Here is a 13579-nt window from a genome sequence, read left to right as displayed (position 1 = left end):
CAAACAGTCGCCTTGCCTAAATGGCGCACAAACTGCTGCAAAAGTGCACAGCAAAGATCAACACGCCCTAGATAGGAGCCACAAAATAAATTGTGGCTTTATACCGAAGAACCTAATTGCTCATTAGGTCTTCGTCTACATCGAGTTGTTTGGAAGCCAGTGCTATCAAACGCTCGTCCAGTGGAGGCGGAGAAATATCAACGCCTTCGCTTAATTTCGCTACAATGGTGTCAAGCACGTTGACTCTCGCTTGCCATTTATATTCCCCGTTGATTACATGCCACGGCGCGAAGCGCGTGTGGGTTCTAGCTAGCATCTCGTTTATTGCCCCAACGTACTCTTTTCTCATTTTGCGATTGTGTAAATCTTCTTCGGTTAACTTCCAGCGTTTAAATGGATTGTGAAGCCGTTCCTCAAACCGCTCTCGTTGCTCTTTCGCTGAAATGTGCATAAAGAGTTTGATAATGCGCACTCCACTATCACTGAGCGTCTTTTCAAAGGCATTAATCTCTTCGAATCCCCGTTCCCACGTACTTTCATCGATAAGGTTGTCTACCCTTTCAACAAGTACTCTCCCGTAATGAGATCGGTCAAATATTTTAAGGGTGCCCGGAGACGGTATTTGTAACCAGAAGCGATAGAGAAAATGTTTGTCTTGGTCATCTTTGGCAGGCTTCGTTGCGGGGAAGACACTTATGCCTCTGGGATCTAACTTTTCGGTTATGCGCCTTATTGCGCCGCCTTTACCCGAAGCGTCCCAGCCTTCAAAAACAATCAGCGCGCGCTTTTTCTGATGGTAATAGGATTGCTGAACGTGAAAAAGTCGCTCTTGTTGTTGAATTAACGCGTCTTTGTATTCTGCTTTTTCCGCAAAGCGAGACTGTCCGAATTCGTCAAAAAGGACTGGAGGAGGGGAAAGCAACAGGGGGTTATCGTGTTCATTCATAAAACGCGCCTTGAGTAGAGTTAGCCGATGTTCAGAGCGTTGAGCAGACGCTCTGTATACCCTCAGTGTTAACTACTTGGCTTAATTTTTCTATTTTAACGTGTTATTTGCTGAAGCCTTGATGGCGGGCTTACCTTGAATCGTTAAGTTTTGCCCCAATAATTGCTTACTCTCCGCAAGTATTAGATAATTGTGGGCATGCATAACGTGTGAAAGCACGAAGTTAATTTAGAGGTGGGTATGTCTGTAGAAACGGCGTTGCCGATAGAGTTTTCTGACGCTGCAGCAGCGAAAGTGAAAGCCCTTGTTTCGGAAGAAGAAAATCCTGATTTGAAATTACGCGTATACGTAACAGGTGGTGGATGTTCAGGTTTTCAGTACGGTTTTACGTTTGATGAAAAAGTGAATGAAGGTGATATGACCATCGAAAAAGACACAGTGACGATGGTGGTTGATCCAATGAGCCTGCAATATCTTGTTGGTGGCGTTGTTGATTATGTCGATGGCTTAGAAGGCTCTCGCTTTTTAGTGCAAAACCCTAATGCCACGACAACCTGTGGCTGTGGTGCAAGTTTCAGCGTCTAAACCTTTCCTTTGTGGCGTCGACGTTTTTTCCACGCTCTGAAGATGAGTTTTACATGTCGAAGACCCTGATTGAGCCACCATGGTTTCGTCAGTCAAAGCGATAGGCATACATCGCATAATATTGTATGCCTGTCGGTTGTTTTGTTTATAACACTTCCTATCACCTTCCATTTCCGTCTACACTCAGTTCATTCAATGACTACGTTTTAGGACTGCGTTATGAAACTGTATGGCTCAACCACTTCTCCCTACGTGCGCCGTATACGCATTGTATTATTCTCTACTGAGCATGAATTTTTAAACCTTCAAATATTTTCAGGTGAAGACCGCGAATTACTTGCTTCGCGAAACCCAACGCTGAAAGTGCCTTGCCTTGAAGATGACGGGCAAATGATTTTCGATTCTCGCATTATCTACAATTATCTTGCTGACAAGCTAGATCATGAGGGTTTGACGTGGGAAGAAGAAAATCAATTAACCTTGATAGACGCGGCAAACGATTCGTTTGTACAACTAATGCTACTCAAGCGTTCAGACGTCGATATTAGCCAGGACAAAATGTACTTCAGGCTGCAAAATGAGCGGATTGAAGCAGTGCTTTCAGCGTTAGTCGATCAGCTTGATGCTGGAGGCTTCAGCGGATGGACATACCCTGAAATTTGTTTGTACACCATGGTCGACTGGGTGCTATTTCGTGAGTTACACAGTATGAAGGCGTTCCCAGAACTCTTAGAGTTTCACGAAAAGCACCACGATCGCATCGAGGTGACGTCTACCGATCCTCGCAGTTAACGCGCAAAGCATAGACCAAAAGTAAAAAGGGCAATTGGATAATTAATAGCCCTTCGCGAAGTCGAGCTGATATTTTAGGGGTAAGTGCTCTAAATAGCGCGCAGCGTTTTCTAAGAAAACACGTGCTATATCACCTGGCTGAGATTCCGCTGCCGTATGGGCTGTTACCGTCACGTTGGGATGACGCCAAAAGCGGTGAGATGAAGGTAAGGGTTCATGACGAAAAACGTCCAGCACCGCGTGAGCGAAGGTTCCTCTGTCTAATGCATTTAATAGCGCATCGTCGTCTACTGCACTTCCACGTCCCGCATTAATAAATACGCTGTGGGGTTTCAATGCGTTAAAAAATTCATCAGAGAGTAAGTTTTGTGTTGTGGGTGTATCTGGCATTAAATTAACGACGTGATCACACGCACTAGAAAACGCCTTAATGTCGCTGGGGGTATAGACGCATTCAGCGCCCTCTACCTGATTGCCGCTGCGTGTTAAACCAATTACTGTCATACCAAACGCATGTGCTACTGGAATTAAGGCTTGGCCGATACTGCCAAGCCCTACAATACCAAGGGTTTGTCCATTGAGTGGTAATCGAGGTGAGGCTTGCCACCTAGGCGCTGTTGCCCGTTGATTTTCTTCAAAGGCCTTCGTATTTCTAGCGTGTTGAAGCAGATAAGCGAAGACGTATTCACGCATAAGCTTGCCGAAAACACCTTTCAACCCTGTAAGGATATAATCTGTCTTACCTGCATTTAAAAGCGGCGCATTACCCGCCCACGTTGATTGACACCACGTCAGCGCCGAGCATTTGTCGATAATGATTGATGCCAAGTCTGGGTCGGAAAGTAGTACGGATACATTCTCGGTATCAACGTCATCAGGTTGAGAAGTAACTTGGTCTATGGCGATCAAAGGTTGATTGTTCGTTCCCTTTAATGTGTTGCTTTCTGCAATGCTTTTGTGTAATTCCTCGGCAATTTCACTAGCCTCATCACTTAATATTGTCAGTTTGATCATCTTTGAAGCCCTTACAGCTGTTCGCTTAACACGGGTTAAGTAAACATTTCTTTCCTTTAGGTACAACTAAAATAATGGTGCACCTTGTTCTAAAAATGTGATTTAAGTTTTACATTTTTGTAAATAGAGTCGGTGTGATGTCAATTGCACTTGATGTTAATTCGCAACGGAATCGCAATTACGGAATCGCTATGCAGTCAAAAAATAACGACCAAAACTCACTTTCAACTCAAATTGATGTGAAACACGCCAAAGTGCTATCGCCTAAGCGAAATACAACCCAAGCTGAAACCACACAGGCTTTGGTGGATGAACAGCTATCTCACTTTGGTATCGATGCCACCAGCGATTATGGTAGAGCTCTCGCTAGTACTGCACATCATCTCTACGGTGCACAAGCAAGCGTAATGCAATTGTGGGACATTACCAGTAATACGCTGCAAGAACTCGACAAAGAAGACAGAGTTGCGTATTTCAACGCCAAAAAGTTTCTATCTTTTCAAATTGCAAAAATATTAGACACACTACAAAATCCTTTTCGTGCAACCTATCAAAGCTTATCAAGTGGTAATGGCTCGCAGGGCCACTACCCGTTGTTCGATAATGTCACCGCGCTTTTCTCAGCAACGCCAGTAGTGGTTAGAACCGCAACATATGTGTATGCCTGCACGGAATGGGTTGATGACGCGTTTCAAGGCAAAGAATTTACCCACCAAATTTACTCGCGCTTGTTAAACCCCACGAATATTTCCCTTGCCAACGCTATCGTTGATATGGAAGCAGGGCCTTATGCTGCAGACTACCTCGCGTGGAACTTTAATTCGGGCATGGCGGCAATCGACGCGTGTTTGTCAAATGTGCTGAGCCATGGTGATGTGTTGATTGTTTCAAGAAACGTTTACGGTGGCGTTTATCAGTTGCTCCATGATTATTTCGCCCGCAGCAACCGTATGGATATCCAAATTGCATGGTTTGACGGTTATGACGCGCAAAGCTTTGCCATATTTATGGAAAAAACCAAAGCTGAGCATGCATCTCGCCTAAGTAGTGGTGCAAAAATGCATGTGTATTTAGAGTCCCCTTGTAATCCACACGGGTACGTATTAGATGTCCCTGGAATTTGTGAGCTTGCACATGCGCAAAATGCGTTAGTTATGCTGGACTCTACACTGGCTACGCCTGTTCTTCATCAACCGTTACAGCATAAAAATAAAGCAGCCCGACCTGATTACGTGATCCATAGCTATACCAAAGACTTGTGTGGTAGCGGTGCAACTACCGCGGGTGTGGTTATCGGTGAAGGGCACCGTATGTTTCAACCAAAAGGAAGTTCAGCTAATGGTGTTGATTGGTCTGAAACGATGTTTTGGGATGTGTACTACATTAAAGGTGCGTTCTTAGATTCAGAAAAAGCGTTTGACGTACTAAACGGTATGAAGACGCTTGAGCAGCGAATGATGACTAAGGTGATCAATACGCAAGTTTTTACCGCATTTCTAAATGCTCACGATAAAATCCGCGTGAACTGCCACGCGCTGCCTGAGCACAGTAATGCCGGATTGCGGGAAAAACAGCACACCCATGGCTGGCCCTGTACTTTATTTACGGTTGACATGGCGCCGGCAAACTTGCCGCGCGATGTGTTTGTGCGCTTCTTCGATGCCCTTGAACCTGCGTTTAGCCATCAAGTGAGCATTGGACAAAACAACACGATTATTTTGTGTCCTGCGCTGACGTCACATTCAGAGCTTAGTGCTGCGGAACAGAAAAAGGCGGGCATTGAACTTACTACAATGCGCATAGCGATGGGAACTGACAACGTTAAGCAGTTGATAGCGCATTTCATGCTGGCCGCCAAACATTTTATAGAGCCTCATGTGCCTGGTTTCTGCGAAAAGTTTATGGCGAACGCCGATATAGATAACCTATATTTGTCGGTAAGCGAACGGGTAAGTTCACAGCATTTTGGCAGTAAAGCTAGCATGGATTCATTAATGAAAGGTGCGTAGACAGATTTTTAGCTCAAGAAGTTGCATTAGGTTGTCGATATAAATAGTTGAAGATGTTCTCCTTCTCCTGGGCCTTTTTACGCGGGCCTGGGACTTTTTGTTTGTAGCAAAAGTGAACGTGCTATCACTCTTAATTTATAAAAATCGCTAAGGTGGCTTTATGCATGAGTTTAAAATTGATGTAACCCTAGATGCATCATTGCCCTTTATTTTTGCGGCATTTCACGAACCCGAGTACCTGTCAGAATGGTTTGCGCCAGGCGACTGTTTTGTCACTCAAGTGATGAGTGACTTCAGAGAAGGTGGGCGTTATCGCATTAAAATGATGGACCCTAGCGGCGTTGAAATGTCGCTGACTGGAGAGTACGTCAGAATCTTAGCCAATGAACAGCTATCATTTTCTTGGGCATGGGAAGACAATCTAGAGGCTTCTTTAATCACAACAGTTGATATCCATTTTGAAAAAACTGAGGACGATAACGTTAGATTAACGCTTATTCAGCAAGGTTTTGTGAATAAGCAGGAATGTGACCAGCATCACTACGCCTGGATGTCGTGTTTAGAAAAATTATCGGTATTATCGGTTAAGAAAAAGTCGTTCAATTGACCTTGCGTTAGCCCATCCGTACTCTTTGTTGTGTCACCTTGATGTAGAACCACTATACCTGCGGTAACACGCCGCGATTACGAACATTTTAACTCTCGCTGAGTGGGTAATTATCTATGCGGACTGGTATTAGATATCGAACGTAAACAGGCAGAGCAGAATGCTCTGCCTCTCATTTCATGCCTATGTAAGGGACGTCATGGCCTCTTTTCCGCTTGTTTCCCGGTAAGTTTCATAGTCGTTGTACCCTTCTTTTCCACCACCATACCACGAAGATGGGTCGTCAAATGACGTTAACGGATAGTTGTTTTTGAAACGAGTGGGAAGGTCTGGGTTCGTGATCCATGGTCTGCCAAAGGCAATCATGTCACCGTCACCGTCAGCTAAACGTTTTTCTGCTTCTTCTTTTGTGTAGCCACAATTACCGATGAGCATCCCGTCATAAAGTGCTCTAAACTCAGCCAGAGTCATAGCCTCACCTCGTTCGTGGAATCCAAAGGCCAAGCCATCCATAACGTGTAAATAGCCTATCTTTAATTTATTTAGCTGCTGAGCTACATAGGTATAGGTTTCGCGGTAATCATCAGCGCCCATATCGTTAAATACCCCGTTAGGTGATAACCTAACGCCAACATACTCGTTCGACCATACGCTTAATACAGCGCTCATTACCTCGCTTAAAAAGCGATAGCGATTCTCTAAATTACCACCATAATTGTCATTTCGTTGATTGCTGCGGCTGTCTAAAAATTGATTAATTAGGTAGCCATTGGCAGCATGCACCTCAACCCCGTCAAACCCGGCCGCTTTCGCGTTTATGGCCGCTTTTTTAAAGTCATCAACGGTGCGCTTAATGTCGTCATACGTCATTGCTTTTGGCACTTCGTAAGGCTTTTTCCCTTTGGGCGTATGAATTTCATCACCCTCAATCTTTATTGCAGAGGCAGATAGAGGAAGTTCACCGTTGTGGAAATCACTGTGTGATGCACGCCCCGTATGCCATAGCTGTAAGATGATTTTTCCGCCAGCTTGATGAACACGGTCTACGACGGAACGCCAGCCTTCTACCATTTCGTCAGTATAAATTCCTGGAGTATCAATCCATCCAATTCCTTCCTCTGATATTGCCGTTGCTTCAGTGATGATAAGGCCTGCGTCAGCGCGCGCCACATAGTGATCGCCCATGATTTTGTTGGGGATGCGATCGGCCCCGGCGCGTCCTCGCGTCATGGGAGCCAACACCATACGATTTTGAAGCGTATTACCTGCCCAATCAAACTTGCTGAAAAGTACTGAATCTGTCATTCGGTGTCCTTAATTTAACGAGATATTGCTGTAAGGCTTCACGAGTAAGTCGAGCGCCTTACATTTAGGATAAAAGTGAATACAGAAATACAGAGTACTTGGATTGATCAATCAGCAAATTGGGACGAGTCAAGCAGGTAACTTTCAATGTCAAAAAAGCGGCATTAAAAAAAGCGCGTCATGCGACGCGCTAAAGGAGAGGTTGCACAGTGGCATTTCTGCCGAGATGCTGTGACAACATTTATAAAACATTATTACAAAAGCAAAGCCGCAAGATTTACGTCGAACCTAAGACCCAATACTATTGAATCGTCAAGGGCGCTGACTCTATCGCGCTGTGCAAACTGGTCAGGGTTTATAATGTAATGAACATTTGGTTGAATTCGAACGTGTTCATTTAATTGATAGCCATAGCTTAACTCCAACATAGTTTGGCTGCTTGCAGGCGTTCCAACGCCACCGTTAATGGCTCTTAATATACGTTGGTCCTCTAGCGCTTCGTCGGTGTACTGTTGACGGGTATATACGAAGCCAATCGTATCATCAGGACGTGATGCAAGTGTGCCACGCAGCACAAAACCGGCTTTTATAAAGTAATCTTCAATCAATTCACCCGATGTCCCCGTTAGCACGGCACCGAATAAGGTGAGCCCTTCTTTCGTCAAAGGGTTGGGGCGGGTTACTGTTTGCTCGAAGCGAGCGAATATACCCGAACGCCCGTTTCTAATGGCATAGTCATTACCAGACTGGGCTGCATAATTGCCTTCAGCATCAAACACAGGGTCGGTGTAGTCCGCACCATCGTACCAACCGCCAATTTCATACCGCCTAGGTAGTTCATCGTTATCCCAAGTGGTTTGATAACCCAGCGTGAAGGGAACCACTACACCTGTGGCTTCATTCGTTGCCCAATCAAATCCATGGTCGCCAAGGTCTTGATGGCTCGTATTATCCTCATACACTCCCGTGTGGAAATAGGTTGTTGATGAAAGCCAATATTTAGCGTGGCCGCCCCAACTTGATACCGGCCACCATGTAAAATTACTGGTTCTAAATACAAAGGTTGGGTTGCCGCATGCTGCATTGGTTTGAAAGTACTGACATAGCTCCGAACCTAAAAAGCTGATATTGGCCACGGTACGGCCGCCTTCCAGCTCTAAGTCTCCATCCAGAAACGTCGAAGCAATGGTAAAGCGAGCAAGTCGAGTATTCTGCCCACCAAATATTTCCTGCACAGAAGTGCTATTGCCGATGTAATGCTCCGCTAAGTTTTTGCCATGTCGATTTGTCATCGCGATGTGAACTTTAGTGTCTTCCCAGTCGAGAAGTGCGTTTAAATCTAACTCTCCACCCACAAAAAGCTGTCCTGCGTACGCTGTGCCTCTGCGCTCACCGCCCTCAACGTTCGTCGCTGATTCGCCAGTATAGCTAGCTTGGAAATCGAAAGCGTCTTGCCATGTACTTGGTGACGCTGTGCAGACAGCAGAAAACATGAGCATACTCGCCACCACCGTTACCGATGAACGAGTCGATAGCTTTTTAAAGATGTCGGGCGGTGTAGATTTATCCATCATTTTTCTCTCAGTTTAAAATAGGTGGTCGATCCAGACTATTGCTTACTTGTCACTGACGATACACACGTGTTTTTTGCTAACCCATTGTTAAAGATGGACAAAGTTGATGGTCCGAAAGCAACAGTTCGTTAACATATGCGGTGTGTGAAACGGAATCTATCTAACTATCTCTATTAAATCAACCTTGTTTATTTAAATATTTTTCTGAATTTGTTTTGTTTTGGTTAAAATATTGGAAGGTTTTTGAGGGCGAAGGCTGGTGTCTTCTTGGGTGAAATGATTAGCATCTTCAATTATTAAATATATGAAATATAATGATTTTTGATTTTTGTTGGATTGCTGTAGCGAAGTGGTTACTGGAACTTGTTAATAACCTGCTTAACCTTAAGTCTAACTTTTTACCTTTTTATAATTAAATAAACTAAATTGATTTATTGACAGTGGAGTATCGCAATGATTAAATCGCTTAACTAATTATTTACAAGTTAAAAGCGAGAGGCCGTTTATATGAAGAACAACGCCCCTTTGGTTTCCAAAGACACATTGCTTCCTTTTGTATTATTAACAATTTGCTTCGCTGCATGGGGCGTCGCTGCCAACATGACTGACCCTCTGGTGAAAGTGTTTAGCAAAATATTCACCATGTCCTCTTTGCAATCTGCACTCGTTCAGTTTGCCTATTATGGTGCGTATTTTTGCTTAGCGATTCCTGCTGCGTTTATAAACAAACGCTTTTCTTATAAGACAGGTGTGCTAACTGGGCTGGGATGTGCTGCTGCGGGAGCCTTTTTGTTTTATCCTGCTAGTCAAACTATGACCTACGGCTTCTTCTTGGCGGCTCTTTTCGTGTTAGCTGGTGGATTGTCCATTCTTGAAACCTCCGCCAACCCTTACGTTATGGCTATGGGCTGTGAAAAAAGTGCGACCCGCAGACTTAACTTGGCTCAGGCATTTAACCCTGTAGGCACAAACTTAGGGGTTTTTCTCGCTGCGACACTTATTCTACCGAACTTAAATCAAGCCACGGCAGAGGAGCGGGCAGCGATGTCAGTGGGCGAACTTAAATCGGTAATTGGTGCTGAACTCGATGCGGTCATGCTGCCTTATGTAGGCATGGCATGCGTGTTGGTGTTGGTATGGGTAGCGATAGCCCTTATTAAAGCGCCGATTCAAGAGTCGGTAGAGTCTAGTGTGGAAGACGTCAAACTAGGTGCTTCGCTAAAACGTTTAGCAGCGAATAAACACTACCGTTTCGGTGTCTTGGCTCAGTTCTTCAACGTTGGAGCACAGACCTGCGTTTGGACGTTTACCATCCAATATGCGATGAAAGCAATGGGCGGTAACGAAGTGAGTGGTGGCGAAATATTGCAATACAGCATGATTGTATTCCTTATCTCGCGTTTTGTGATGACGTGGGTAATGCAGTACCTTTATCCTGCAAGACTGCTTATGATCATGTCGCTAGTTGCGATGGCGCTATGTATTTTTATGACGCAGTCACCTAATTTAGCCGGCGTTATTGCGTTAGTATCGATTTCAGCATGCTTATCGTTAATGTTCCCCACTATTTACGGTATCGCGCTAGAGGGTTTAGGAGAGGACACCAAACTTGGCGCAGCCGGCCTTGTTATGGCAATTCTTGGAGGGGCGATTATGCCACTTTTCCAAGCTGCCCTTATTGATAGTGCAGGCGTTGTTATTTCTTATATTGTCCCTGCCGTATGCTTTCTCGTTGTAGCGGGTTATGGTTATTTCGACATGCGTGCCAAGAGAGGGTGTGTTGAAACAAAAAGTCGTGTAGACGCCAAAGCGCTTAAAGAAATGGATATGGGTATCGCTAAATAATACCCCTGTTAAGATTTAATAAGGGCCAGTGAAAAAATCGTTGGCCCTTATTTTGTTTATAACGCATGTTATATTTCTTATTTTCTTAAACGGTAGGGACCTTCGATGAGTCGTTTTTTTACGCTTTTTTAAATAGTGCGCCAAGCACAGCAGGCCTAGAGGCTCCCGTGACAGCAGGCACATTCCCTTTAATATCATTCATATACGCATGGGCAAACCACGCAAACGCAGCTCCCTCGACGTGTTGTGGGTGGATACCGAGTATGTGGCTGTCTACAACCTTATAATCGTTCAAGGCACTGCTCAAATACGTCATTAAGGCTTGATTAAATGCACCTCCGCCGCACACAATGACGTCACTTAATTCACCATTTTTATTTTCATGGGGTAAATGTCGTTTTATATCTTGAGCGATGGTTTCGCCAGTTAAAGCAAGTAATGTCGCTTGCACATCTTGTGGCGCTAAATTATTGCTAAACTCTTCGCCATCCAGCCCAGCAAAAGACGGGAAAATGTCTGCCAGTGTGTTGCTCAACCAGTCGATGTTAAAATACTCTCTGCCGGTGCTTTTGGGGGCAGAAAGTTTAAAGTAGTCGTCGAGCAGAAGTTGCTTAAGCAGACCAGAATGCGTGGAGCCTGACGCGGCCCATGCGCCATTTTTATCGAAGCTTTCGTTTAAATGAAGGCTTATCCATTCGTCCATCAATCTGTTGCCCGGCCCTGTATCGAACCCTTTGGGCGGCACGCCATCTTGCTTAGGTGCAAGCAGTGAAATGTTTGCAATACCACCAATATTAACCAGTGCACGGTGTCTATCATCGCTGGCAAATACTGCATTGTGAAAAGCGGGAACCAAGGGAGCACCTTGCCCTCCCAAGGCAATATCTTTGCGCCTGAAATCACCGATGACATCAATGCCCGTGCGCACCGCAATGGTATTCGGGTCGCCTATTTGACACGTGAAGCCACGAACGGAGGACTTTGCAAAATGCGCTGACAGTACATCAGCATTTGGATGGTGACGCACGGTTTGACCATGCGAACCAATAGCCACAATGTCTGAAGGACATAAATTGTTTTGCTCGAGCAGCTCTAATGTAACCGTCGCGAAGGTTTCGGCCACCAGTCTGTCAGCAATTGCCAAACTATTAAGTTCATCAGGGCCTTCACAACAAAGCGCATTAAGCGCAGCAAGTAATTCGGCAGAATAGGGTGTTGAATGAGCAGCGAGAGTAGTAAAAGAGGTTTGCGTGATGTCGCACAGGACGGCGTCTACGCCGTCCATGCTAGTGCCTGACATCAGGCCTATATATTTTGCCATAGCGCTACTATTTCATAGCAAGCATAATACGCTTGTTGTTATTAAGCTGCTGCTGGCGTAATTCTGCTATCTCCATAAACCGTTCTCGTTCTTCCTTAGCAATGGGTAGGGCCTTCGGGAGTTCTACAGTACGAGGGTTTCGGTGAACACCATCTACCAAGAACTCATAGTGCAGGTGAGCGCCGGTGACCATACCCGAACTGCCAAGGTAGCCCACAGTTTGACCCTGTTTAACGGTGTCTCCCAATTTCACCGCACGTTTCTTAAAGTGAAGATATTTGGTGGTGTATTTTTCACCGTGCTGAATAAAAACATGATGGCCGTTATATTTATCGTAGCCTGCTTTAATCACTTTGCCATCACCCGCAGCCATAATCGGTGTGCCGACGGCTGCCACATAGTCTGTGCCTCGATGCGCTTTCCAGCGCTTTTGCACAGGGTGAAAACGCGCTTTAGTGAAGTCGGAGCTAACATACCTAAAGTTAACCGGCGCACGTAAAAAGCTCTTACGCATACTCCGGCCTTCTGGCGTATAATAAGTGCCATCTTCGTGAAGAATAGCGCTAAAATGTTCGCCTTGGTTAGTAAACTCAGCCGCAACAATATCGCCGTAACCAACGAACTCGCCATCAATGTATTGCTCTTCAAACACGACATTAAAGGTGTCACCCGAGCGAATTTCCATCGCAAAGTCGATATCCCAGCCGAATATCCCGGCAAGATTCATTATTTGATTGCTCGTTAAACCTGCATCACTTGCGGCATTCCAAAAGCTAGAGTGAATTTCACCTTGTGCGAAGTTATAGCGAATGTCCACATCACGCTTCTCGATCTCGGCTGTAAGCGCACTGTTCTCATCTGACGATTCTGGTCGCACAAACAAAGTATCAGTTGAAGAAAGCTTGTACTTCAACTCACCAAAACTGCCGTCTTTATTCGTCTTAAACGATAGCTCATCGCCAGGAAGCAACGTAACGAGTGTTTTGGCTAGTTCACCCGCTTTCGTGACGTTATAAACGTCACGAGAGGTAAACCCTGCACGCTTGAAAAGCTTCGCCAGTGTATCGCCGCTACGTACTTTATAAGTTTGCCACGAAGATTCTTCTTCACCAGAAAACACCGTGGTTGATGGGGTAATGTGAAGCTCTACAGGATAACGAACCCCTGCATCCAAAATGTGCGCCTCTTGATGACGACTGGCTTCTACCGGCTCACTTGGCAAAAGGATAAGACCACCCAGAAACAGGCTAGCAATGGCTAACCCTGTTCTGTGCTGTTTCGGTAATTTTTTAAATAAATTGAGCGCTTTTGACGCGTCTAATTTCTTTCTCATACTACTGCCCACCTGAGAAGTGTTATGTGCACATCACTATTTCACATATGTTGCTTAAAAATGCAACTTTTCTCATTATATTGTTAGCGCAAATTGTTACACCCAATAGCTCTTATCGTCGAGATTATCTCTTGAGCCCACGTTAATTCAGTACTCTGATTTCACGTTAAAAGCTGTTGGGTTTAACAACATGACTGTTTGTAATCCGTTTTTTGACGCGCAAACCTTTTAATGGTTCCGTTGTACGC

Annotated in this window: 11 protein-coding genes; 5 read left to right on the top strand and 6 right to left on the bottom strand. The window is 45.0% G+C overall.

The genetic code is table 11. The features are described from left to right. Positions 1-112 precede the first annotated feature (112 nt). The gene (locus tag GVO63_RS02195) at positions 113-946 is read right to left on the bottom strand and encodes a polyphosphate kinase 2 family protein (protein WP_159577966.1); all 834 of its coding nucleotides are present in this window, start codon (positions 944-946) and stop codon (positions 113-115) included. 240 nt (positions 947-1186) lie between these two features. On the opposite strand from GVO63_RS02195, the gene erpA reads away from it, so the two are divergent. Together erpA and GVO63_RS02185 are read left to right on the top strand one after the other, a co-directional pair. Further along, on the top strand, positions 1187-1531 hold the full coding sequence (gene erpA, locus GVO63_RS02190) for an iron-sulfur cluster insertion protein ErpA (protein ID WP_105929654.1): 345 nt from the start codon (positions 1187-1189) through the stop codon (positions 1529-1531). Positions 1532-1750: 219 nt separating this feature from the next. Next, positions 1751-2323, top strand: coding sequence for a glutathione S-transferase family protein (locus tag GVO63_RS02185; RefSeq protein WP_159494141.1), 573 nt, complete (start codon positions 1751-1753; stop codon positions 2321-2323). A 42-nt stretch (positions 2324-2365) separates the two neighbouring features. Here the strand turns inward: GVO63_RS02185 and GVO63_RS02180 are convergent, their stop codons facing one another. Beyond that, positions 2366-3337 carry a D-2-hydroxyacid dehydrogenase gene (locus GVO63_RS02180; RefSeq protein WP_159577965.1) on the bottom strand — a complete coding sequence of 324 codons (972 nt, stop codon included), beginning with the start codon at positions 3335-3337 and terminating at the stop codon, positions 2366-2368. 191 nt (positions 3338-3528) lie between these two features. On the opposite strand from GVO63_RS02180, the gene GVO63_RS02175 reads away from it, so the two are divergent. Both GVO63_RS02175 and GVO63_RS02170 read left to right on the top strand, forming a co-directional pair. Continuing rightward, positions 3529-5346 carry a PLP-dependent aspartate aminotransferase family protein gene (locus GVO63_RS02175; protein ID WP_159577964.1) on the top strand — a complete coding sequence of 606 codons (1818 nt, stop codon included), beginning with the start codon at positions 3529-3531 and terminating at the stop codon, positions 5344-5346. Positions 5347-5506: 160 nt separating this feature from the next. Continuing rightward, positions 5507-5953: an SRPBCC domain-containing protein gene (locus tag GVO63_RS02170; protein WP_159577963.1), complete on the top strand. Its 447-nt coding sequence runs from the start codon at positions 5507-5509 to the stop codon at positions 5951-5953. Positions 5954-6136: 183 nt separating this feature from the next. Here the strand turns inward: GVO63_RS02170 and GVO63_RS02165 are convergent, their stop codons facing one another. Beyond that, entirely contained in the window at positions 6137-7258 is a 1122-nt protein-coding gene (locus tag GVO63_RS02165; RefSeq protein ID WP_159577962.1) for an alkene reductase, read from the bottom strand. 254 nt (positions 7259-7512) lie between these two features. Beyond that, on the bottom strand, positions 7513-8829 hold the full coding sequence (locus tag GVO63_RS02160; protein WP_159577968.1) for a carbohydrate porin: 1317 nt from the start codon (positions 8827-8829) through the stop codon (positions 7513-7515). Between the two features lie 510 nt (positions 8830-9339). Between GVO63_RS02160 and fucP the strand changes: the two genes are divergently transcribed. Then, positions 9340-10677: an L-fucose:H+ symporter permease gene (gene fucP / locus GVO63_RS02155; protein WP_159577961.1), complete on the top strand. Its 1338-nt coding sequence runs from the start codon at positions 9340-9342 to the stop codon at positions 10675-10677. A 118-nt stretch (positions 10678-10795) separates the two neighbouring features. Here fucP and GVO63_RS02150 read toward each other — a convergent pair whose 3' ends face one another. Both GVO63_RS02150 and GVO63_RS02145 read right to left on the bottom strand, forming a co-directional pair. Next, positions 10796-11998 carry an anhydro-N-acetylmuramic acid kinase gene (locus tag GVO63_RS02150; RefSeq protein ID WP_159577960.1) on the bottom strand — a complete coding sequence of 401 codons (1203 nt, stop codon included), beginning with the start codon at positions 11996-11998 and terminating at the stop codon, positions 10796-10798. A gap of 7 nt (positions 11999-12005) precedes the next feature. Beyond that, positions 12006-13331 carry an OapA family protein gene (locus tag GVO63_RS02145; protein ID WP_159494148.1) on the bottom strand — a complete coding sequence of 442 codons (1326 nt, stop codon included), beginning with the start codon at positions 13329-13331 and terminating at the stop codon, positions 12006-12008. Positions 13332-13579: the final 248 nt, after the last annotated feature.

The sequence above is a fragment of the Alteromonas sp. KUL106 genome (assembly GCF_009811415.1).
Classification (GTDB): domain Bacteria; phylum Pseudomonadota; class Gammaproteobacteria; order Enterobacterales; family Alteromonadaceae; genus Alteromonas.
This window is presented reverse-complemented; position numbering and strand designations above follow the sequence as displayed.